Genomic DNA, 23,142 nt, shown 5'->3' on the forward strand with positions numbered 1-23,142 from the left:
GGCCTCGAGGGCTACCAGCGGTACTGGTAGCCGCTCATCGCCCCCAGCTGGGTCTGCTTCTGCACGATCGGGCTGTCGGCCGCGTCGCCGAGCAGGCGCGTGCCTTCCACGCCGATGAACCAGCTGCTGCTTGCATCGATCGGCCGCACCCATTTCAGCCCCATCCCCGCGCTGGTCAGCCCGGCCGACTGTTTGCGCTGGGCGAAGCCACTGCGCGCCGACTGCGCCTCGCTCACCCCGTACCAGGTCTGCACGTAGCCGGCATCGCCGTACTCGGCGGACACGCTCGCGCCCAGGCTGCCGCCGGCCACATCGAACAAGGGGACTTCCAGCGACAGCGCCACGCGCCGGGTAGCCAGTCCATTGTCGCCGCGGTCCGAGTCTTTGGGCGCATGCTGCACGCTGGCACTCAACACCGTCGGTCCGATCGAAAGACTGCCATCCACGCCGACCAGCGCCCGTGTGCGGATCTCGCCCATGCCACGAAGATGGTCGGAGCCCCCCAGCAGCGAGTCCCGGTCGCGCCGACTGGCGCTGCCACCGAGATAGGCGCGGACGCTGGCGCGATCGCCCAGCGTGGTACCCCAGCCCAGCCCGCTGCTACCCAGAAACCAGCCGCCGGGCGCGCTGACCTCGAATCCCAGCTGCGGCACGCCGGTGTAATCCTCGCTGCCGCTATAGCGCGGCGCCACACCGCCGCCGACGATCACTTGAAACCCCCAGCGGTCAGGTACAGGCGTAGCTGCCTGGGCGGGGGCCACGGACATCAGGCTCAGCGGAGCCAAGGCGAGGATCATGCAAATCGAATTCATGCGGGTGCTCTGAAAGGGGAGGGACGCCATCTTGGCGAGGCGACCGCTGCCGTTCTTTCCGCATTTGTAGGAGAGTTGTAATCAGATGTAACCGGGTCCGGCGGCGGTTCAGCCTCGGGCGCACGGCCAGCGGATTTCCAACCGTGCGCCGCCCAGCGAGGCGCGCGATACCACCACACTCCCATGATGGCGCTCGGCGATGCGACGCGCGATCGCCAGGCCCAGCCCGAAGCCGCCCGTGTCGCGGTTGCGGCTGTCGTCGAGCCGGGTGAACGGCTGCAGCACGCGAAGGCGGTCGGCCTCGGCGATGCCTTCGCCGTCATCGTCCACGCGCAGGCAGCAGTCATCGTCGGTCTGCAGCAGACTCACCTGCACCTGGCTGCGTGCATGGCGCAGCGCGTTGCAGACCAGGTTGCTCAGGGCCAGTTGCATCAAACGCGCGTCGACGTGCAGGCTGGCTGCATCGCAGCGGCACAGCGCCAGTCCGATACCGGTGGCAGCCGCGTCGCGGAGTGGGTCTGCCAGGCTGTCCTGCAACCAGCGCAGTGCGTCGACGGCGGGCCAGCGACGGTCATCGTCGCGATGTTCCAACCGTTCGTACGCCAGCAGTTCGTTGACCAGCCGGTTGAGTTCGGCCAGATCGGCGCGCATGCCCTGCAGCAGGGCCGGTCGGCGCTCCTCGCTTGCCTCTTCGACCAGATCCAGCCCGAACGCCAGGCGCGCGACCGGTGTGCGCAGTTCGTGCGATACCGCATGGGTCAGGTCACGTTGGCCCTGCACCAGGTCGGCCACCCGCCTCGCCATCCGGTTGGAATGCTCCACGATCACCCGGATCTGCGAACGCGGCGATACCTGCGCTCGCGCGTGCAGGTCGCCGGCCCCGATGCGGTCGGCATGCCCGCGCAGGATTTCCAGATCACGCCACAGCAACCGCACCCACAGGAAGATGCTCGCGCCCAACAGCGACAGCACGCTGACGTAGGCGAGTATCGTCATGTGCAGAGTCATGGAAACCTCACCGGGCAGGCGCAGGCTCAGCCAGCGTCCTTCTGCGCCGTCGATCGGCAACAGCACCCACTGGAAGGCGTCACGGACCACGAAGCCGTGCGCGCGCAGCGCCGCCTGCTCGTCGGCGGAGACGGTGGGCGGCGTATCGAGCAGGGACAAGGCGATGCCGTAATGCGGCTGCCACTGCGCCAGCTGTTGGCGCTGTTGCGCCCGGTCGCGACCGGCCAGGCCCTCGCGCAGGGTGTGCACCTGGCCCCGCAACTGCTGCACGAAGAGCGCGTCCTGCACCGGCGAGTAGATCCGGTCCAGCAGCAGGTTCAGGCCAAGCACCGACACGACGAAGCAGGCGCCGGTAATCAGCCACAGGCGCAGGAACAATCGAATCACGGCTTACCATCCCGCCGGGTTGAACTGGTAGCCTCGGCCCCAGATGGTCTTGATCCGGCGGGGCTCGCGCGGGTCGTCGCCGAGCTTGCGGCGCAGCTTGCCGATGCAGACGTCCACGCTGCGGTCCAGGCCATCGAAGCCGATGCCGCGCACCGCCAGCAGGATCTGGTCGCGCGAGAGTATCTGCCCGGGCTGGCTGGCCAGCACCCACAGGATTTCGAATTCGGTGGTGCTCAGCTCGATCCGTTGTTGCTCATGGCTCACCTCGCGCTCGGCGCGATCGATGTGCAGGCCGCCGAAGCTCGCCTTGCGGCGATTACCGCCGGCCGGCTGCTGGCGTCGCAGCAGGGCGCGCAGCCGGGCAAGCAGCAAGCGCGGCTCGATCGGCTTGAGCACGTAGTCGTCGGCCCCTGATTCCAGCCCCAGCACCTGCTCCACGTCGTCTTCGCAGGCAGTCAGGATCAGGATTGGCACCTCCGAGAACGCGCGGATCTGCCGGCATACGTCGATCCCGCCCATGCCGGGCAGCATCAGATCCAGCACCACCACCTGTGGTGACAGGCGCCGGCAGGCGTCCACAGCCTGGTCACCGCGGTGCACCGTCACTACGGCGAAACCATGTTCACCCAGGTAGTGCTGCACCAGCTCGCCGAGACGACGGTCGTCTTCCACCAACAAAACCTGCGGCCGCGCAAGGGGCAGGTTGTCGGGCATCCAATGCATTGCGGACATCGTCCGGGGTTCCTTGCCGGGAGTGGGCGGTGTCGCCCTGGCGCGGAAGACTAGCAATGGGGCGGGGCGGAATCGCTGAACCCCGGACAACGGACACCATGCGTCGGCGTGCGGTGGGCGGCGCAGATCACCGGGGCGACTAAGACCATGCGCGATCGGCATGACAACGTATGCGTGGCCGCGGGTATTGTCGGGGTTCAACCGGAGGCGATGCGATATGTCCGAACACGGCAGTCCCGAATCACAGTGGCGCGCGGAGACCATCGCCGTGCATGGCGGCTACCGGCCCGACCCGACCACGCGCGCGGTGGCGGTGCCGATCTACCAGACCGTGGCCTACGCCTTCGATGACACCCAGCACGGCGCGGACCTGTTCGACCTGAAGGTGCCGGGCAACATCTACACCCGCATCATGAATCCCACCACCGATGTGCTGGAGCAGCGCATCGCCGCGCTGGAAGGTGGGATCGGTGCGCTGGCGCTGGCGTCGGGGCAGGCCGCGATCACCTACGCGATCCAGACCATCGCCGAAGCAGGCGACAACATCGTCTCGGCCAGCGCGCTGTATGGCGGCACCTACAACTTGTTCGCACATACGCTGCCGCAGTTCGGCATTGAGACGCGCTTTGCCGACTATCGCGATCCGCAGGCGTTCGGCGCGTTGATCGATGACCGCACCAAGGCGGTGTTCGTCGAGTCGATCGGCAACCCCCGCGGCAACATCACCGACATCGAGGCGGTGGCGAAGATCGCGCATGCGCATGGCGTGCCGCTGATCGTCGACAACACGGTGGCGACGCCGTACCTGCAACGCTCGTTCGACTTCGGCGCGGACATCGTGGTGCATTCGCTGACCAAGTACCTCGGCGGTCATGGCACCAGCCTGGGTGGCGCCATCGTGGACTCCGGGCGCTTCCCATGGGCCGAGCACAAGCAGCGCTTCCGTCGCTTGAACGAGCCGGACGTGAGCTACCACGGCGTGGTCTACACCGAAGCCCTTGGGCCGGCTGCCTACATCGGTCGCGCGCGGGTGGTGCCGCTGCGCAATACCGGCGCGGCGATCTCGCCGTTCAATTCCTTCCTGATCCTGCAGGGCATCGAGACGCTGGCGCTGCGGCTGGACCGGATCAACGCGAATACCCTGGCCGTGGCCAAGCACCTGCAGGGACATCCCAAGGTCGCCTGGGTGAACTACGCCGCATTGCCCGACCACCCCGAACATGCGCTGGTGCACAAGTACCTGCGTGGGCACGGCTCCGGCGTGCTGACCTTCGGCCTGCCCGGTGGCCGCGCGGCTGGCGCGCGCTTCCTGGATGCGCTGCAGCTGTTCACCCGGCTGGTGAACCTGGGCGATGCCAAATCCCTGGCCACGCATCCGGCCTCGACCACCCACCGGCAGCTGGATGCGGCCGAGCTGGAAAAGGCGGGCGTCAGCGAAGACACGGTGCGGCTGTCGGTGGGCATCGAGCACATCGACGACCTGCTGGCGGACCTCGAGCAGGCGTTGGCCAAGGCGTAGAGGCAGGACCCACGGCGGCCGGTGCGGGCCGGCCGCCGTGGGGTTTTTTGGCGTGGCTCTACCGGCAGGGTTAGGATCGGCTGACGATCCCCCAACTGCGCAAGATCGGCCACGCGCCGGGGTGGGGCACGACGCACGCTGAGCGTCACCCCGAGATGGAGCCCGCCATGAGCCGCATTGCCCAGGTACGCCAGCGCCACGGTATCGACCGCGTCATCGCCCATCTGCAGGCGTGCCTGCGCGCTGGCGATCCCTTGCCCGATCTGGAGGCACTGGCCGCGATCGCGCACCAGTCCCCGTTCCACTTCCATCGTCTGTACCGCGCGCTGACCGGCGAAACCCCCGGGCGTACCGTGGCCCGCCTGCGCCTGCTGCAGGCGCTGACGCTGCTGGGCCAGGCGGACAGCCGGGTCACCGAGGTCGCCTTGCATGTCGGTTATGAGAGTCCGCAGGCGCTGGCCCGTGCCTGCCGTCAAGCGCTGGATGCCACGCCGAGTACCCTGCGCGAGGATGCCGGGCTGCGCAGCCACTGGCAGCAGCAGCTATCGCTGCCGGCGGGTGATCACAGCGCCGACGCGGTCCCCCTACAAGTGACCGTGACCATGCTGGAGCCTTTCGATGTGGTGGCGCTACGCAGGGAAGGCGCCTTCGATGATCTGGACCAGGCGTTCGGCGAGATTTTCACCTGGTCGGCCGAGCAGGGCTGGGCCGAGCAGTTGCAGCAGCTGGTCGGCATCGCACGCACCGATCACCGCGATGTCCCGGTGCGCGAGTGCGTGTTCGACTGCGGCATGGGGTTCGCTCGCACGCCGCACGCGCTGCCGGCACCGCTGCGCGCGCTGACGCTGGGCGGCGGCGCGTATGCGGTGCTGCGCCATGTGGGCAGCCATGCAGGGCTGGAGGCCGCCACCGACGTACTGCTGCGGGACTGGCTGCCCGAGAGCGGCCACACGCTGCGCGATGCCGAGCTGTATTACCACTACCTCGACGATCCGGAAGAGGTCCCTGAGGCGATCCTGCGTGCGGATATCTGCGTGCCGGTCGCGTAGCGTCCCTCACACCACCGGAATGCTGTGCTGCTGCCTCATCGCGCGGTACGGCGGGGTGGACATCACCATCTCGGCCAGCGAGTAAGCCAGCTCGCGCTCGGCCATCACCGTGCCATCGGCGCCATGGGCGAGCAGATGCTTCACCTCGGCATCGCTGTGCGCACGTGCCAGCAGGGTCAGGCCGGGATTGAGCGCGCGCAGCTTGGCCAGCGTCTCACCGGCTTCCAGCGGCTGCGGGATCGCCAGCACGGCGATCTTGGCGCGCTCGGGATGCGCTTCGGCCAGCACGCGGTCGGAGGCGGCGCTGCCACGGATGCCGGGCAGGCCGGCCGCATGCGCCTCGGCGACGTGTTCCTTGTTGTCGTCGATGATCATCACCGGCACGCCACGGTCGCGCAGCACTTGCGCCAGCGCGCTGCCGACGCGGCCGTAGCCGATCACGATGGCATGGTCGTGCAGGTCCAGCGAGGGGCCGGGTGGCAGCTCGGTCTCCACCGTGGTCGGGGCGGTTTCCTGGTGCTTGAGCAGCCAGCGGTCGAGCAGGCCGAACACCAGCGGGTTGAGCATGATCGAGATCAACGCACCGGCCAGCACCAGCGCCTGCCCGGTCGGCGGCAGAATTTTCAGGGTCACGCCGAGGCCGGCGATGATGAAGGCGAATTCGCCGATCTGCGCCAGGCTGGCCGAAATGGTCAGCGCGGTACCGGTCGGGTGGCCGAAGGCACGCACGATCACGAACGCAGCGGCGGACTTGCCGAACATGATGATCGCCGCGGTGGCCAGGACCTGCCACGGGTGCTCGATCAGGATGGCCGGGTTGAACAGCATGCCGACCGAGACGAAGAACAGCACCGCGAACGCATCGCGCAGCGGCAGCGAATCGTTGGCGGCCTTGTGGCTGAGTTCGGATTCGTTGAGCAGCATGCCGGCGAAGAACGCGCCCAGCGCGAACGACACGCCGAACAGCATTGCCGAGCCGAACGCCACGCCCAGCGCGATCGCCAGCACGGCCAGGGTGAACAGCTCGCGTGAACCGGTACCGGCGATGCGCTCCAGGATCCACGGGATCACGCGGCGCCCGACCACCAGCATCACCGCCACGAACAGGCCTAGCTGCACGAAGGTCCAGCCGATGCTGGCCAGCACGCTGCCGACGGTATGGGTCTCATTGGCCGCGTCCGGGCCGAACACGCCGGCCAGAACCGGCATCATCACCAGGGCCAGAACGCAGGCCAGGTCTTCCACGATCAGCCAGCCGATGGCGATCTTGCCGCGCGTGGTCTCCAGCAGGCGCCGTTCTTCCATCGCGCGCAGCAGCACCACGGTACTGGCCGTGGCCAGCGAGAAGCCGAACACCACGCCGTAGATCACCGGCCAGCCCATCAGGGCCGCCAAGCCCCAGCCGAGCAGGGTGGCGACCAGGATCTGGCCGATCGCACCCGGGATGGCGATCGCTTTGACCTCCATCAGGTCTTTCAGCGAGAAATGCAGGCCGACCCCGAACATCAGCAGCATCACGCCGATCTCGGCCAACTGGTTGGCCAGCGCCTGGTCGGCGACGAAGCCGGGGGTGAACGGGCCTACGCAGATGCCAGCAACCAGGTAACCGACCAGCGGGGACAAACGCAGTTTGTTGGCCAGCGCGCCAAGGATGAAGGCGAGCCCAAGGCCAACGGCCACGATGTTGATCAGGTCGGTGTCATGGTGCATCGGGGCTCGCAATGTGGGGAATGCCCCGATTTTCACCGATGCGGCTGGATACGGCAAACCGTAGCGTGGTTTGCCTGGGCAGGCACGCTCACTCCGGCCCTACGCCGCCGGTTCCAGGTGCACCCTCTTCGGGTCGTTCGTCGTGGCGCCAGTCAGTGGCTGTCTCAACGGGACTGGATCAAACCAGCCGCCGATGCTGGACCTCTTCAAGTACCTGGGCAGGTTCGGCGACCGTAGCTGCAGCCTGCTGGCGGTCGATCTGCTGCAGTTGCCGGATCGAATCGTCGACCGAGGTATGCACTGCGGCGTCGATCCCCATATGGGCCCGCCGGTGGGCAGGGTCGTCCAGCGCGCCCTGGATCACGAATACGTTCTGTGAGTCGGAAGAGGGGCCAGTAGGTTTTCCCAGGACAACGTGGTCAATCCGCTCTAGACCTTGGGCCCGGGCCAGGTTCGCCAGGCTGGCGGCCATGCGCTCGCTGGACTGGTCAGGCTGCCTTGCCAGGGCTGCGTCCAGCTTGTGGACGCCCTCGATGGCTTGTTGGTGCAGCGACAGGGACGTGTCGCTCAGCGATCCTGCACTGGATCCCTGCTGCCTGGGTTCCGGCGGAGGCTGCGGGTTCGCCGGGGTAGTGGGCTGAAGGCGTTCTGCCTTGCGGATGGATTCGATCAGTTCCCGGGGCGTATCGGTGAGCATCAGCTCGCCGGCATCCAGCGTTTGCCCGGTCACCTTGGAGACCGTGGCCGTCGCCCATGACGCGCAGGTGTTGGTGTAGGCCCATGTGACATTCTCGTTCAGGGCCTGATCGAGCTGCTTTTCCTGCTCGGGTGTCAGCTCGTAGTAGCGGGAGGCCGAAGGGACCAATTCGGCTTCCATTCCTTCGCGGATGTCAGTTCCAGGCCCATTGTCCGGCACTTCGGAGTGCGCATCCGGCCAGAGGCCGTAATAGCGTGTGTCGCCTCCGCGGGTCACGGAGATCCATGCGTGGCCATCGATGAGCTGGTTGAGCGAGCCCTGCGTGTTGGGGTCTACATGGCTGTGGATGCCCAGGACCGTTTTCTCAGTCATGGCACACCCTTATGGAAAGACCTGTTCTTCGCCGTCGGCGAAAACCATCACAACGCGAGGCGCCAACAGCGGAATATCCTGCACCGCAGGCTTGGGCGGGCCAGGCACGATGTGACGACGCAGCATGGTCGCGCAGTCACCAGAAATCGGACACCGGTCGATGACGATCTTCATGATGTCTGCCTCGACAACGTAGCTGATTCCCGCGGCGTAATACATGCTTTCAAGTGGATTCTTGAACTGCACCTGGAGGGTGGAGTCGGACACTTTGGTCACCACGACCGGCTCGACGCTTGACTTGGAATAGCTCGGTTTCACGTGATCTCCTGCACATCCGGAAAGCGGGACTGCCGCCAGCGCCGCCCATGCGACGGCGCAGCGCACCACGCGGCGTGCGCTGCTGGACAGGTTCAGTGGGAGGTCTGGGCGATTCATGCCTGGATTCTGGCATGGCGCCGCGTGTGAAATGCGTGTCGGGGCGCACAGTAGTGCCGGCCAGCGGCCGGCACTACCCCTGTTACCACTTGTAGGTCACGCGCCCGTATACGTACGCACCATTGAACCCGTACGGCGAGTAGTTGCTGTACGGCAGCATGCCCCAGGTGGAGTTCTGCAGGTCCACGGTGCGGTCCGGGTATTCGTCCAGGATGTTGTCCGCGCCCAGGGTCAGGGTCCAGTTCTCGCTCGGCTTGTAGCTGGCCGAGGCATCCAGCACCCACGAGGCGTCGTAGGTCTGGTCGCGCAGGGCGGTCGCCGAATTGCGCACGGTGAACGAGCCGTAGCGGGTGGCCGCCAGGTTCAGGTCCCAGCGGTCCGAACGCCAGGTACCGCTGAGGATGGTCTTGTCGCGCGGGTAGCTGTCCTCGATGCGGCCGATCTCATCGCGGCCGATCAGCGACTGGGTGATGCCCAGCGTGCCGAACACCGGCGGCGAGCCGATGAACTTCTTCACCTCGGTTTCGTTGTAGCTGTATGCAGCGGTCAGCTCCAGCGAGCTGGCGGCGAAGGGAATCGTGTAGCTGGAGACCGCATCCACGCCGCGGGTGCGGGTGTCCACGCCGTTGGTGAAGTAGGAGAACGCAGTGACGCCCGGCAGCCCCAGCCCGGACAGCAGTGCGTTGGCGGCGTCATTGGTGGTGATGTTGGTCGACAAGACGATGCGGTCGTCGATGTCGATCTGGTACGCATCCACGGTCAGGTACAGCCGATCCACCGGCTGCAGCACCAGGCCCAGGCTGTACGAGGTCGAGCTTTCGGCCTTCAGCGGGCTGGCACCCAGCGCCTGCGCGGCAGGGCTGGTGGTCGGGAAGGTGCCGCGTTCGACGAACACGCCGTTGACGATCGTGCTGGTCACCGCCTGGTAGCTCTGCTGGGCCAGCGACGGAGCGCGGAAACCGCTGGAGGCAGTGGCGCGCAGGGCGACCTTGTCGGTGAAGGCGTAGCGTGCGGAGAGCTTGCCGGAGAACTTGTCGCCGAAGTCCGAGTAGTCCTCGTAGCGGCCGGTCACGCCGGCGGAGAACTTGTCGGTGAGGTCGGCTTCCAGCCCGGCATAGACGGCGTAATTGTCGCGGTCGGCGTCGACGGCGTTGAGCGGGGTGAAGCCGCCGAAGCCCTGCGCACCGCTGCCGGTGTAGGAGTTCAGTTCACCGGCCGACTGCTCCCACTTCTCCTTGCGGTACTCACCGCCGAAGGACAGCGTGACCGGGTAGGCCAGGCCCCAGTCCAGGGTCTTGGTCACGTCGGCATTGACGATGTTCTGGGTGTACTCCAGCGCGCCGTCGTAGAACGAGCGCGGGCTGTTCACACCGAGCGCGTAGTTGATGCTGTTGCGGGTGTGGAAGTCGATCTTGTTGGCGCCATAGTTGTAGCTGACATCCCAGTTCCAGCCGTTGTCGGAGCCGCCCTTGACACCGGCGACCAGCGAGCGGTCCTTGGAGTACTGGTTGATCTCCGGCACGAAGCCGTCCGGGTAGGTCTGCGCCAGCAGCGGGCCCTGGTTGCTGTTGTTGCGCGAGCGGTAGAACGCGAACGAGGTGATGTCGCGGTTGCTGGCCATCGCGGTGGCGTAGGCCGAGACGTGGTCGCTGAACTGGAAGCTGGCGTTGGCCGAGGCGGCGGTCGCATCCACCTGCGGGTCGCCGACCACGAAGGTGGTCTGGCCGATGTTGGGGAAGTTGCCGGTGTTCGGCGCGGTGCCCTGGTACGGGCCGGCCCGGTTGCTCTCGTCCTGCTGGACGATCTGGCCGGCCACGTGGACGCTGCCGCGGCCGTCGGCGAAGCCGATGCCGGTATCGCCGGAGAGCTGGTACTTGTTGCCGTCACCGGCCGAGTACTGGCCGGCGTCCAGCGCCAGGCTGCCGCCGGAGGACGAACCCTTGAGCACGATGTTGATCACACCGGCGATGGCGTCCGAACCGTACTGCGCCGAGGCGCCGTCGCGCAGCACTTCCACGCGCTCGATCGAGGCGATCGGGATCGCGTTGATGTCCACCGCCGAGGAGCCACGGCCAATGCTGCCGTTGACGTTGATCTGCGCCGAGGTGTGGCGGCGCTTGCCGTTGACCAGCACCAGCACCTGGTCCGGGGACAGGCCGCGCAGCTGCGCCGGGCGGATGCCGCTGGTGCCATCGGTCAGCGCCGGGCGCGGGAAGTTCAGCGAGGGCAGGGCGCGGGCCAGCGCGGTGGCCAGCTCGGTGGTGCCGGTGGACTGCAGCGCCTCGGGGGTGATGATGTCGATCGGCGACTGCGACTCGGCCACGGTACGGTCGGCTACGCGGGTACCGGTGACGATGATGGTGTCCAGGGTGTTGGCCGCCGTGCGGGCGGGCGCGTCCTGGGCGGTGGCGGCGAAGCTGGACATACCGAGCGCGACAGCTACGGCGGCGGCGAGCGTACTGGTCTTGCGGTTCATCAGGATGTGGCTCCGGTAGGGGCGGTGCTGCACCAAAGCGACATCACGACATCGAGGATCGGGTCTGCGAAGGCGGTTGTTGCGGTGCGCAAGAGACGGATTAACGGGATATTCATCGCTTGTCAAATATTTGCCATGTTCGCAAAAAACGTTGCAGCAGCAACCATTTACGTGAGGTCGAGGATCTGACAGGAGGGTCCCGGGGGGCGCAGGCAGGGTCGTGGGAGAGAGAAACGAGGCCTGCCGCGCATCCCGGGGCCCGTCAAGTATTCGTTAACGCTAGAATTACGTCGCAGGAAAGGTGCTCACGAGCACATTCCATTCCGTTATATGGACCCCCAAGATGATTTCCCTTCGTAACTTCGCCTTGCGCCGTGGCGAGCGGCTGCTGTTGTCCAACGTCGACCTGACCCTGCACGCGGGGTACCGCGTCGGCGTGGTCGGCCGCAATGGCGCTGGCAAGTCCAGCCTGTTCGCCGCCGTGAAGGGCGAGCTGGAGGCGGACAAGGGCGACGTCGATCTGCCCGGCAAGATCCGCATCGCCAGCGTGGCCCAGGAAACCCCGTCGCTGCCCGACCCGGCGCTGCAGTTCGTGCTGGAGGGCGACACCGAGGTGGCCGCCGTCATGCGCGAGGAAGCCGCCGCCGCCGCGCGTGAAGACTGGGAAGCGGTCGCCACCGCCCACCAGCGCATGGCCGAGATCGGCGCCTATGACGCCGAAGCGCGCGCCGGCAAGCTGCTGCACGGCCTGGGCTTCCCGGCCGAGACGCACTCGCGCGCGGTCTCCTCGTTCTCCGGCGGCTGGCGTGTGCGCCTGAACCTGGCGCGCGCGCTGATGATGCCCAGCGACCTGCTGCTGCTCGACGAACCGACCAACCATCTGGATCTGGACGCGGTGTTCTGGCTGGAACAGTGGCTGCTCAAGTACCCCGGCACCCTGCTCCTGATCTCGCACGACCGCGAGTTCCTCGACAACGTGGCCACCCACACCCTGCATCTGCACGGTGGCGGCGCCAAGCTGTACGTCGGTGGCTACACCGATTTCGAGCGCCAGCGCGCCGAACAGCTGCGCCAGCAGCAGCTCGCCCACGACAAGGAACAGGCCGAGCGCGCGCATCTGCAGAGCTTCATCGACCGCTTCAAGGCGCAGGCCAGCAAGGCCGCGCAGGCGCAGAGCCGCATGAAGCGCCTGGCCAAGCTGGCCGGCACCGAAGCCGTGCGCGCCGAGCGCGAGTTCCGCATCGAATTCGCCCCGCCGGCCAAACTGCCGTTCTCGCTGATCCGCCTGAACCATGTCGAGGCCGGTTACGGCGCCGATTCGGTGATCCTGCACAACGTGGGCTTCGGCCTGGAAGCCGGCCAGCGCATCGGCCTGCTTGGTCCGAACGGCGCCGGCAAGACCACCCTGGTGAAGACCCTGGTGGGCGAACTGGACCCGATCAGCGGCGAGCGCGCCGCGCATCCGGACCTGCGCATCGGTTACTTCGCCCAGCACACGGTGGAGTCGCTGCATGAAGGGCAGTCGCCGATGGAGCACTTCCGCGACCTGGCGCCGGATGCACCGAACCAGTCCTTCCGCGATTTCCTCGGCAAGTGGAACTTCGCCGGCGACCGTGCCTTCGAACCGGTGGACGGCTTCTCCGGTGGCGAACGCGCGCGCCTGGCGCTGGCGCTGATCGCCTACCAGCAGCCGAACGTGCTGCTGCTCGACGAACCGACCAACCACTTGGACCTGGAAATGCGCGAAGCGCTGGCCGAAGCACTGGCCGACTTCGAGGGCGCGATCGTGATGGTCTCGCATGACCGCCATCTGATCGGCCTGGTCTGCGATACCTTCTGGCGCGTCGCCGATGGCGTGGTCGAGCCGTTCGATGGCGATCTGGATGCCTACGCCGCCTGGCTGCGTTCGCGTCCTGCCGCGCAGGGCACCAAGCAGAAGATGGCCGCGGCCGCCCCGGAGCCGGTGCCGCCGACCCCGCCGCTGCCGCCGAAGAAGCCGGTCAATCCCCACAAGCTGGCTGCTGCCGAAGCCAAGGTGGGCGAACTGGAGGCGCTGCTGGCCGACCTGGACCGCGAGCTGGCCAACCCGGCCAACTACGCCGATGCGACCCGCATGGCAGTCCTCGGCCGCGATCGTGAAGCCACCGCGACCCTGCTCACCAAGGCCGAGCAGACGTGGATGGAATTCCTGGACGCGTAAACGGCATGCCGACCAACGGTCGGCATCTACCTGGCACCCTCAGGCAACCGGTAGGTGCCGACCGTTGGTCGGCACATCGTCCTGCGCCTCCAGCCATTCCCGGAACCGTCGCGCCGCATCGCTTTCGGCGCGCGAGCGCAGCCGCGTCAGCCAGTACCGCCCCAGGTCCAGCGTCTGTGCAAACGGCTGGATCAGGCGCCCCTGGGCCAGGTCCTGCTCGAACATCTTCAACGGCAACAGCGCCACGCCGGCGCCGGCCGCGGCGGCACTGGCCAGCGTCAGGGAAGAATCGAACACCGGCCCGCGCGCTTCCAGCTCCGGAGCCCCGGCCGCCTGCAGCCAGCGTGGCCACTCGTCGCTTCGGTAGGAGCGCAGCAACGCCACATTGGCCAGATCGCGCGGCTGCCGCAGCGTACGTGCCAGCGCGGGTGCGCACAGGGGCGCGAACGGTGCATCCAGCACCGCATCGCTGACCTGCCCCTGCCAATCGCCGTCGCCGAACCGGATCGCAAGGTCCAGCCCTTCACCGGCCAGATCGATGCGGTTGTTGTGGGTCTGCAGGCGCAGCTCGATATCCGGATGCCGCGCGTTGAAATCGCCCAGGCGTGGCAGCAGCCAGCCGGTGGCGAAGGTGCCGACCACGCCCACGCTCAATACCTCGCGGAAGTGCCCGCCGACGAAACGGTCCAGGCTCACTGCGATGCGGTCGAAGGCCTCATTGAGCACCGGATACAGGCGGGCTCCTTCATCGGTCAGGGCGACCCCGCGCGGCAACCGGGTGAATAGCGACACACCCAGCCGGTCCTCCAGCGCCCGGATCTGATGGCTCAGCGCGGCCTGGCTGACGCACAGCTCCAACGCGGCGCGGGTGAAATTCTGGTGCCGTGCAGCGGCCTCGAAGGCGCGCAGGGCATTGAGCGGCAGCTGGGGGCGGAGCATGGGTCGAGCCGTGAGCAGGAGTGATGCATCTTCGCACTGAGGGGGCTGCTGCGGGGAGCAGCTGGCAGAGATGAGGGCAATTCCTGCGTTCATTCCCAGAGGTTGGTCCGGTAGGCATGAGGGCAGGTAATGGCTGCCGCTGAAAATCCTCGCTGGTGGCGGCGCCGCAACCTGCCAATACTCAGGCCTTCGCCACGGAGAACCGCATGATCGCTCGACGACAGTTCCTGCAATGGACCGGCGCGGCCGCCGCCTCGGCATTGGCCGCCGCTGCCTTTGCCAAGACCCCGCTGCCCTCGCCGAAATCAACCGCCGCGGCGAAGGACTTCGCGGCATTGGAAGCAGCGAGCGGTGGGCGCCTCGGCGTGACCCTGCTCAACACCGGCACCGGCTGGCGCACCGGCAATCGGCAGGACGAACGCTTCCCGATGTGCAGCACGTTCAAGTTCGTGTTGTCCGCGGCTGTCCTGCATCTGGCCGACCAGGGCAGGCTCTCGCTGGACCGGCGCGTGGCCGTGCGCCAGCGGGACATGCTCTCGCATGCCCCGGTGACCACGCGGCATATCGGCAAGGACGTGACGGTGCGTGACCTGTGCCGGGCGACCATGATCACCAGCGACAATCCGGCGGCGAACCTGCTGCTGGGCATGGTCGGTGGGCCGGCCGGCGTGACCGCGTTCCTGCGCGCGAATGGCGATGCGGTGACGCGCAATGATCGACTCGAGCCGGAGATGAACCGGTTCGCCCCGGGCGATCCGCGCGACACCACCAGCCCGGCCGCGATGGCCGCCAGCCTGCAGCGCTTCGTACTCGGTGACGTCCTCAAGCCCGCCTCGAAACAGCAGCTGGCCGATTGGCTGATCGACAATGAAACCGGCGATGCGCGTCTGCGCGCCGGGCTGTCCAAGGCATGGCGGGTGGGCGACAAGACCGGCAGCAATGGCGAGGACACCACCAACGACATCGCGATCCTGTGGCCGCTCGCCGGCGGCGCTCCGTGGGTGCTGACCAGCTACCTGCAGGGCGCGACGGTCGATGATGCCGGCCGCAACGACGTGCTGCGGCAGGTCGCAGTGATCGCCGAAGGCATCATGCAGCAGGCCGGGTAGGCCACGCCGCCCGATAGGCACCGACCGTTGGTCGGTGCGCACTGAGGGTAGTGCCGGCCGCTGGCCGGCTCCCCATGAAGCAGTCACCGCTCACCGCCGTGATCGCCCGCAGCCAGCACCGCGTGGAGCCGGCCAGCGGCCGGCACTACCCACGAAACCCGCATCGCACGCAGCCCGCACCGCCTGCAGCAGAGCCGGCCAACGGCCGGCACCACCGTTCCGGCGTCAGCCTTCGGGGTGGCTGTTGCGTACCGCCTCCAGGAAATCCCGGCCCCAGCGGTCCACGTCGTAGTACTCCACGCTGCCGAACAACTGCCGCATGCGCCCGGTCGCTTCGTCGTCGGGCATCGACAACGCCTGCAGCAGCCCTGCCGTCAGATCGGCCGGATCGTGTGGGTTGGTCAACACCGCGCCCTTCAGCTCCGCGGCCGCACCGGCGAACTCACTGAGCACCAGCACACCGTTGCTGCCCTCGATGCCCTGCGTGGCCACGAACTCCTTGGACACCAGGTTCAAGCCATCGCGCAGCGGGGTGATCCACATCACCTGCGCGGCCGCGTAATGCGCCACCACTTCCTCGAACGGCAACGCCTGCGCGAAGAAGCGTACCGGGGTCCAGTCCAGCCGCGAGAAGCGCCCGTTGATCCGCCCGACCGCCTGTTCGATCTGGTTCTGCAGCGTGCGGTAGATGGTCATCTCGCGCGCGGCGGGGACGCAGATCATCAGCAGGGTGACCTTGCCCTGGCGATCCGGATGCTGTTCCAGCAGCCGTTCGAAGGCTTCCAGTTTGGCCAGCGTGCCCTTGGTGTAATCCAGCCGCTCCACCGACAGCACCAGCTTGCGCGCGCCGATCTCGCGGCGCAGCTTGAAGATGTCGTTGCGCACGTCGCTGCGCGCGAGCACGTTGTGGATGCGGCGCAGATCGGTGCCAACCGGATGCGCACCGAGCGCGACTTCGCGATCGCCCACGCGCAGGCGCGTGGTCATCGTGTCCAGGCCGACCGCACACCCGTAGGTGAGGAAGCGGGGTGCGCAGCTTTCCCAGGCCAGCCGCTCGGCCGGCATCGCACCGCGGACCACGTCGACGAAGTTCTCCACCTGGCGTGGAATGTGGAAGCCGATGTAGTCGCAGCTGAGCAGGCTGCCGATGATCTCGCGGCGCCACGGCACCACGTTGAACACATCGGCCGAGGGGAAATAGGTGTGGTGGAAGAACGCGATCTTCAGGTCCGGGCGCAGCTCACGCAGCGTGGCCGGCACCATCCACAGGTTGTAGTCGTGGATCCACACGGTCGCGCCATGCGCGGCTTCGGCGGCGGTGGCCTCGGCGAACTTGCGGTTGACCTTCAGGAACACCTGCCAGTCTTCTTCGCGGAACTTCGCGCGCTCCCAGAACACATGCAGCATCGGCCAGAACGCTTCCTTGGAGAAGCGCTTGTAGAAGATGTCCACCTCCTGCTTGCTCAGCGGCACGCGCGCGGCGGTCAGGGTGGGGTAGCGCTCGGCATCCACCGCCAGATGGGTCTGGAACGGGCCGCGCTTGGGCTCGTCGATGCCCCAGGCCACCCACGACCCTTTCTGGCCGCCTTCGAAGAAGCTCAGCAGCGAGGGAATGATGCCGTTCGGCGAGCGCGGTGGGCGCTGCACGAGCACGCCGTCTTCCATCACTTCATCGAAGGGCAGGCGGTGGTAGACCATCACCAGGTCCGCACCGTCGGCGCGCGCCTGTGCCGGCGGACGCAGGAAAGGATCGTCATCGGCGAGCAGGCCGAACTGTTCGATCGCCTCGAGGATCCCGCCGCAGCCGGGCGCCTGCGCGTGGTAGGTGTGCTTCAGGTCGGCGGTGGCGGCGGTCAGTGCCGGCTCGGAATCGCCGACGCACACGCCGCGGAAACCGGAGGTGTACATCGACAGGTCATTGAGGGTGTCACCGGCCACCAGGATGCGGTCGCGAGGGAGTTCCAGCAGGCGCGCAAGCGCGGCCAGGGTGCGGCCCTTGTCGGTATCGGGCGGCAGGATGTCGAGATAGCGGTCGGCCGAGTACAGCACATCGCAGCCCAGCGCCTGTGCGGCAGCCTGGATCTGCGCGCGCAGCGGCGCCAGCGTGTCGGGATCGCAGAAGTACGAGCAGCGGCGTTCCTGGGGAACGTCCTGGCGCTGCAGCGCGGTGAACGGGCGCATCGCCGCGGCGACCACCTGCTCGCCTGGCCAGTGCGCATCGATCATCGATTGCAGGGGCTGCAGCGGCTGCAGGGTGTGGCCGTCGACGACGGTGGCGCCGACATCGCAGACCACGTAATCCGGACGCGGGATGGCCGGATCGGAGAGCAGGGGCATCACCGCTTCCAGGCCGCGGCCGGTGATGAAGATCAGGCGGATGCCGGGGTGCTGGTCGACCAGCCGGTAGAGCCGATGGCGCGCGGCGGGATCGCCGGCGAGGAAGGTGCCATCCAGATCGGTGGCGAGGATCAGTTGCGGTGCCGGCGGGGCCGGCGGTGTACGGGTTGGAGTGAGGGAGGTCGGTGTCGAAACAGTCAATGCACTTCCTTATCGGAGTCAGAGGGGAGGGGGGAATCGGAATCCGGCGGCGCGGTGTCGGTCTCGGGCATCAGCTCCAGTGCCGACGGCGTGGTGCGCAGCATCAGCCGAAACCCGACCGGATGCGTGCGCAGGCGCTGGAAGCTGAGCAGGCGCGCGGTGGTGAACAGCGCCAGCAGCATCAGCACCACCGCGAAGTACAGCGGAAGTGCCGGCGCACCGAAACGCTGCATGGCGGCGCCCGCCAGCGCGGGGCCGAGCGCCGCGCCGACGCCATGCACCAGCAGCAGGCTGGAGCAGCCGGACAGCAGATCCTCGCGCGGCAGGTAATCCAGCATGTGCGCGACCGCGAAGGGATAGAGCGCGAAGGCCAGCCCGCCGTAGAAGAAGAACAGCCCGAACAGCAGATGGGTCTGCAGCTGGATCATCGGCAAGGAGGCCACCACGGCGATGCCGGCCGCGGCCAGGCTCAGTGCGACCAGTCCGGTGCGGCGGTCATGTCCATCGCTGATGTGGCCCAATGGCCATTGCAGCAAGGCACCACCGGCGATGGCGGTCAGCATGAACAGGGCGACGCCGTTGCCGTCCAGGCCGACCTCGCCGGCGTAGACCGGCAGCAGGCCCCAGAACGCGCCCATCGCCAGGCCGGAGAGGCCGGCGGCAACCGTCGCCACCGGTGCCATCGCATACAGCCGCGCCAGTTTCAGGCGCGGCACCGAGGGGATTTCCGGCGGGCGCAGGCGCGTAGCGGTGACCGGCAATACCGCCGCGCAGACCAGGATCGCGGTGAGCATGAACATCGAGGTCGCGCCGGCGTCGCCGAGCATCAGCAGCACCTGGCCGAGGGCCAGTGCCGAGAGGTTGACCACCATGTAAAGCGAAAAGGCGCGGCTGCGCAGGCGCGGGTCGGGCTCGGCGTTGAGCCAGCTCTCGATCACCGTATAAAGGCCCACCAGCGCGATGCCGGTGAGGATGCGCAGCACGCCCCAACCCACGGGATTGATCCACAGAGGGTGCAGCAGCACCGCGATGGCGGCGAGGGCGGCAAAGAAGGCAAACGCACGGATATGGCCGATGCGGCCGATCAGCGAGGGGGCGAAGAAGGTGCCGATGAAAAAACCGGCGAAATAGCCGGACATCACCAACCCCAACGTACCGGCACCGAAGCCGGCTTCGCCACCGCGCACCGCCAGCAGAGTGCCGAGCAGGCCGCTGCCGGTCAGCAACAGCGCCACGCCGGCGAGCAGGGCGGTCAACCGCAACATGCGTGCGTCCTTCGTGGGGAAGAAGGCGAACGAGTCACGTGACCGACCATAACACAGGGGGGATGAAGTCCCGGTTGCAGCGCTGCGGGCGCGCGTGTGCGTGTCACGACGGGGGCAGGACGCCTGGTTTGCGCTGGTCGTTCGGGCCCGTTAGGGTGGGGCCATGAATGTAGTCAAACTTCTTCCCTTGGCGGCTGCACTGGCGATCACCGCCTGCAGCGGCTCCAACGACACCGTCGGCCATGAAGTCTCGATGGCGCCGTCCGATGCCTTCATGTCTGCCGTCGCTGCGCATTGCGGCAAGGCGTTCGAGGGCCGCATCGCGGTCAATGAGCCGCGCACCGATGCACCCGATCCCTTCGAGGGCAAACGGCTGGTCATGCATGTGCGTGGCTGTGAGGATCCGGCACATGAGCTGCGGATTCCCTTCCATGTCGGCGACGACCACTCGCGCACCTGGGTGTTGAGTCGCACCGAAAATGGGCTGCGGCTCAAGCACGATCACCGCCACGAAGACGGCAGTCCGGATGCGGTCACGCTGTACGGCGGCGACAGCAAGCCGCCAGGCACCGCGCAACGTCAGTCATTCCCGGTGGATTCGGACTCGGTGGCGATGTTCCGCAAGGCCGACATGCTCGCCTCGGTGCAGAACACGTGGGCGATGGAGGTCGAGCCGGACCAGCGCTTCGTCTACGAATTGACCCGTCCCGGCGGGCGCCACTTCCAGGTGGTGTTCGATCTGAGCAAGCCGGTGGCCTTGCCGCCGGCGCCGTGGGGCAGCGAGACCCCTGCACCGTAATTCCGTCCGGTAGCACCGAAGCCTGTTCTCCGGCGCCGTGAGGGGAGGGTGCCGACCAGCGGTCGGCACCTACCACGATGTGGCAGCGCTCAGCGTGCGCCGAAACGGGCGCGGCAGCCGCCGCTGACCCACAGGCTGCCGTTGCTGTAGCCCCAGCTGCGGCCTTCCACGCACGCCGTGCCGGACAGTTGCTGGACCAGTGCCGGACGTCCCTGGCGGTCGTCCCAGGCGCAGGTCTGCTGGCGCTTGTCGTTGCTGCTGCAGGTCACGCTGTAATTGCTGTTGCCGCCGCCACCGCCCCAGTTGCCGCCGCTGTTGCCACGCGCTTCGGCGAACTCGCCGCGGCAGCCGCGGTTGACCCAGACCGCGCCATTGCGCACGCCCCAGGTCTGGCCCTCGACACAGGCCGTACCGGAGATCTGGCGGACCAGGGTCGCATTGCGCCAGCCGGTGTTGCAGCTCCGTTCGCGGTTGTCCTGGCTCTCGCAGCGGATCGTCGCGCCGGTGCCACCGCCGCCGCCGCCCCAGTTGCCGCCGTTGCCCCGGCCCTCGACGAACTCGGCGCGACAGCCGCCGCTGACCCAGACCGTTCCGTTGCGCGAGCCCCAGTTGCGGCCCTCGGTACAGGTGGTCCCGGAGATCTGGCGCGACAGCCGGGCGCTGCGCCAGCCGGTGTTGCAGACCCGCTCGCGGTTGTCCTGGCTTTCGCAGCGGACCGTGCCGCTGTTGCCCGGTCCGTTGCCGCCGCCATTCCAGCCGCCCCCGCCGCCATTGCCGCGCAGGGACGTGGCGATGTCCTGCTTGATCCGCGAGAAGTTCCAGCCCGAATTGACCTGGGCCAGGTAGAAGCGCAGCTGGTCGTCCGGAATCCGGCGGCCATTGGACTGGTCGGCGTATTCCTGGGTGATGACCCGGCTGCGGTCGCTGCTGGACAGTTGCGACAGGTTTTCCGGCGCGTAGGCGCGGGTGCTCATCTGGGCCTGGGCGGCCGGGGCGGTACAGGCCAGTGCGGCGGCCAGGCAGGCAACGGTCAGACGTCTGTTCATGGCGGCATCCCTTGCGGTCGTTGGTGCGCGGACTATAGGAAGAGTCGGGGTTCAAAAGGCGTGATGCCGCCCGGGCGGGCCATCCGGGCGCCGCCGGGCCGGCTCACGGCGCAGGGGGATTTGCCCCGGCCGGGCCGACGTCGCAGAATAAAGGGCTGTCCGGCGCAACCTGATGCCGGCATTCTCCTGCGGAGCTTTACCCCCATGCGTACCCACTTCTGTGGCCTGGTCGACGAGACCCTGATTGGCCAAACCGTTACCCTCGCCGGCTGGACCGACGTCGCCCGCAACCAGGGCGGCGTGTGCTTCATCGATCTTCGCGATCATGAAGGCATCGTGCAGGTGACGGTGGAAGTCGACAACGCGGCCGTGTTCGCCGTGGCCGCCAGCCTGGGCTACGAGGACGTGCTGCAGGTGGAAGGCGTGGTGCGCGCGCGCCATGCGGCCAACGACAAGCTCCGCACCGGCAAGGTGGAAGTGATCGCCACGGCCATCACCGTCCTCAACAAGGCCGAGCCGCTGCCGTTCCACGCGCACGAGAACCCGGGCGAGGAAACCCGCCTGAAGTACCGTTACCTCGACCTGCGCCGTCCGGAAATGCAGCGCATGCAGCGCACCCGCATCAAGCTGGTGCAGGCCCTGCGCCGCCACCTGGACGCCACCGGCTTCCAGGACATCGAAACCCCGATCCTGACCAAGGCCACCCCGGAAGGCGCCCGCGACTTCCTGGTGCCGGCGCGCATGCACCCGGGCGAGTTCTACGCCCTGCCGCAGAGCCCGCAGCTGTTCAAGCAGATCCTGATGGTGGCCGGCTTCGACCGTTACTACCAGATCGCGCGCTGCTTCCGCGACGAGGCCCTGCGCGCCGACCGCCAGCTGGAATTCACCCAGCTGGACATGGAGTTCGCCTTCGTGCGCGAGCAGGATGTGCAGGACTTCGTCGAGAACATGATCCGCGCCATCTTCAAGGAAGTGGTGGACGTCGAGCTGGCCGCCAGCTTCCCGCGCATGACCTGGGCCGAGGCGATGCGTCGCTATGGCTCGGACAAGCCGGACCTGCGCATCGCGCTGGAGCTGGTGGACGTGGCCGAGCTGGTCAAGACCAGCGAGTTCCCGGTGTTCACCGCCGCCGCCAACGATGCCGATGGCCGCGTGGCCGCGCTGCGCGTTCCGGGCGGTGCCAGCCTGTCGCGCAAGCAGATCGACGAATACGCCGCGCATGCCGCCAAGTACGGCGCCAAGGGCCTGGCGTACATCAAGATCAGCGACAGTGGTGAAGTCAGCTCGCCGATCGCCAAGTTCTTCAGCGAAGAGGCCTTCGCCGCGCTGGTCGCCCACGTCGGTGCCGGCAACGGCGACATCGTGTTCTTCGGCGCCGGTGGCTACAACAAGGTCTCCGACTTCATGGGCGCCCTGCGCCTGAAGGCCGGCAAGGACTTCAACCTGGTCACCGCCGGCTGGGCACCGCTGTGGGTCACCGACTTCCCGATGTTCGAATACGACGACGAAGCCCAGCGCTACGTCGCTCTGCATCACCCCTTCACCGCACCGGCGGTGGACGACATCGCCGACCTGCGCGCCAACGCGAAGACCGCCGTGTCGCGCGGCTATGACATGGTGCTCAACGGCAACGAGATCGGCGGTGGCTCGATCCGTATCCACCGTTCGGACATGCAGAGCGCGGTGTTCGAGCTGCTGGGCATCGGCGCCGAAGAGGCCGAGGGCAAGTTCGGCTTCCTGCTCGATGCGCTGCGTTTCGGCGCGCCGCCGCACGGCGGCATCGCGTTCGGCATCGACCGTATCGCCGCGCTGATGGCCGGTACCGAATCGATCCGCGACGTCATCCCGTTCCCGAAGACCACCGGCGCGCAGTGCCTGATGACCGGCGCGCCGTCGCCGATCCCGGACGAGCAGCTGGCCGAAGTGCACGTGCAGGTCCGCCCGCGCGCCGTCAAGGAATAAGCCGGGACGCGCCGGCCCCCGGTCGGCGTCGACACGTGGCAGGTACCGACCGGTGGTCGGTGCCTGCTGCGGATCCTGGCCCGCCAT

At 67.5% G+C, this 23,142-nt stretch carries 17 protein-coding genes; 6 read left to right on the forward strand and 11 right to left on the reverse strand.

What is annotated here, in order from left to right; translation table 11 throughout:
• Positions 1 to 11: 11 nt before the first annotated feature.
• The 3 genes from HH110_RS03865 to HH110_RS03875 form a co-directional block, all read right to left on the reverse strand.
• On the reverse strand, positions 12 to 812 hold the full coding sequence (locus tag HH110_RS03865; RefSeq protein WP_176988400.1) for a MipA/OmpV family protein: 801 nt from the start codon (positions 810 to 812) through the stop codon (positions 12 to 14).
• 108 nt (positions 813 to 920) lie between these two features.
• Complete coding sequence (locus HH110_RS03870; RefSeq protein ID WP_176988401.1) at positions 921 to 2,207, reverse strand: ATP-binding protein; 1,287 nt, start codon at positions 2,205 to 2,207, stop codon at positions 921 to 923.
• Between the two features lie 3 nt (positions 2,208 to 2,210).
• Positions 2,211 to 2,930, reverse strand: a complete 720-nt coding sequence (locus HH110_RS03875) for a response regulator transcription factor (RefSeq protein ID WP_176988498.1) — start codon at positions 2,928 to 2,930, stop codon at positions 2,211 to 2,213.
• A gap of 226 nt (positions 2,931 to 3,156) precedes the next feature.
• Between HH110_RS03875 and HH110_RS03880 the strand changes: the two genes are divergently transcribed.
• Together HH110_RS03880 and HH110_RS03885 are read left to right on the forward strand one after the other, a co-directional pair.
• Positions 3,157 to 4,458 (forward strand): O-acetylhomoserine aminocarboxypropyltransferase/cysteine synthase family protein, encoded by a 1,302-nt coding sequence (locus tag HH110_RS03880; protein WP_176988402.1) that lies wholly within the window; start codon positions 3,157 to 3,159, stop codon positions 4,456 to 4,458.
• Positions 4,459 to 4,625: 167 nt separating this feature from the next.
• Positions 4,626 to 5,507: a GyrI-like domain-containing protein gene (locus tag HH110_RS03885; protein ID WP_176988403.1), complete on the forward strand. Its 882-nt coding sequence runs from the start codon at positions 4,626 to 4,628 to the stop codon at positions 5,505 to 5,507.
• 6 nt (positions 5,508 to 5,513) lie between these two features.
• Here the strand turns inward: HH110_RS03885 and ybaL are convergent, their stop codons facing one another.
• The 4 genes from ybaL to HH110_RS03905 form a co-directional block, all read right to left on the reverse strand.
• Complete coding sequence (ybaL, locus tag HH110_RS03890; RefSeq protein WP_176988404.1) at positions 5,514 to 7,217, reverse strand: YbaL family putative K(+) efflux transporter; 1,704 nt, start codon at positions 7,215 to 7,217, stop codon at positions 5,514 to 5,516.
• Positions 7,218 to 7,395: 178 nt separating this feature from the next.
• Positions 7,396 to 8,286, reverse strand: coding sequence for an XVIPCD domain-containing protein (locus HH110_RS03895; protein ID WP_176988405.1), 891 nt, complete (start codon positions 8,284 to 8,286; stop codon positions 7,396 to 7,398).
• 9 nt (positions 8,287 to 8,295) lie between these two features.
• On the reverse strand, positions 8,296 to 8,721 hold the full coding sequence (locus HH110_RS03900; protein ID WP_176988406.1) for a hypothetical protein: 426 nt from the start codon (positions 8,719 to 8,721) through the stop codon (positions 8,296 to 8,298).
• An 82-nt stretch (positions 8,722 to 8,803) separates the two neighbouring features.
• A complete protein-coding gene (locus tag HH110_RS03905) occupies positions 8,804 to 11,197 on the reverse strand; it encodes a TonB-dependent siderophore receptor (RefSeq protein ID WP_176988407.1) in 2,394 nt (797 codons plus the stop codon).
• A 343-nt stretch (positions 11,198 to 11,540) separates the two neighbouring features.
• Here HH110_RS03905 and HH110_RS03910 point away from each other — a divergent pair, with 343 nt between their 5' ends.
• Positions 11,541 to 13,397: an ABC-F family ATP-binding cassette domain-containing protein gene (locus HH110_RS03910; protein WP_176988408.1), complete on the forward strand. Its 1,857-nt coding sequence runs from the start codon at positions 11,541 to 11,543 to the stop codon at positions 13,395 to 13,397.
• 39 nt (positions 13,398 to 13,436) lie between these two features.
• Here the strand turns inward: HH110_RS03910 and HH110_RS03915 are convergent, their stop codons facing one another.
• Positions 13,437 to 14,336: a LysR family transcriptional regulator gene (locus tag HH110_RS03915; RefSeq protein ID WP_176988409.1), complete on the reverse strand. Its 900-nt coding sequence runs from the start codon at positions 14,334 to 14,336 to the stop codon at positions 13,437 to 13,439.
• Between the two features lie 206 nt (positions 14,337 to 14,542).
• On the opposite strand from HH110_RS03915, the gene blaL2 reads away from it, so the two are divergent.
• Entirely contained in the window at positions 14,543 to 15,445 is a 903-nt protein-coding gene (gene blaL2, locus HH110_RS03920) for a L2 family extended-spectrum class A beta-lactamase (protein ID WP_176988410.1), read from the forward strand.
• A gap of 225 nt (positions 15,446 to 15,670) precedes the next feature.
• Here the strand turns inward: blaL2 and ggpS are convergent, their stop codons facing one another.
• The gene (gene ggpS, locus HH110_RS03925; RefSeq protein WP_176988499.1) at positions 15,671 to 17,917 is read right to left on the reverse strand and encodes a glucosylglycerol-phosphate synthase; all 2,247 of its coding nucleotides are present in this window, start codon (positions 17,915 to 17,917) and stop codon (positions 15,671 to 15,673) included.
• Positions 17,918 to 17,979: 62 nt separating this feature from the next.
• Positions 17,980 to 19,248, reverse strand: a complete 1,269-nt coding sequence (locus tag HH110_RS03930) for an MFS transporter (protein WP_176988411.1) — start codon at positions 19,246 to 19,248, stop codon at positions 17,980 to 17,982.
• 163 nt (positions 19,249 to 19,411) lie between these two features.
• Between HH110_RS03930 and HH110_RS03935 the strand changes: the two genes are divergently transcribed.
• Positions 19,412 to 20,047, forward strand: coding sequence for a hypothetical protein (locus tag HH110_RS03935; RefSeq protein ID WP_176988412.1), 636 nt, complete (start codon positions 19,412 to 19,414; stop codon positions 20,045 to 20,047).
• Between the two features lie 89 nt (positions 20,048 to 20,136).
• Here HH110_RS03935 and HH110_RS03940 read toward each other — a convergent pair whose 3' ends face one another.
• The gene (locus HH110_RS03940; protein ID WP_176988413.1) at positions 20,137 to 21,093 is read right to left on the reverse strand and encodes a DUF3011 domain-containing protein; all 957 of its coding nucleotides are present in this window, start codon (positions 21,091 to 21,093) and stop codon (positions 20,137 to 20,139) included.
• Between the two features lie 204 nt (positions 21,094 to 21,297).
• Here HH110_RS03940 and aspS point away from each other — a divergent pair, with 204 nt between their 5' ends.
• Complete coding sequence (gene aspS / locus HH110_RS03945; RefSeq protein ID WP_176988414.1) at positions 21,298 to 23,055, forward strand: aspartate--tRNA ligase; 1,758 nt, start codon at positions 21,298 to 21,300, stop codon at positions 23,053 to 23,055.
• Positions 23,056 to 23,142 lie beyond the last annotated feature (87 nt).

The organism is Stenotrophomonas sp. SAM-B, assembly GCF_013387485.1.
GTDB classification, from domain to species: Bacteria; Pseudomonadota; Gammaproteobacteria; order Xanthomonadales; family Xanthomonadaceae; genus Stenotrophomonas; species Stenotrophomonas maltophilia_AA.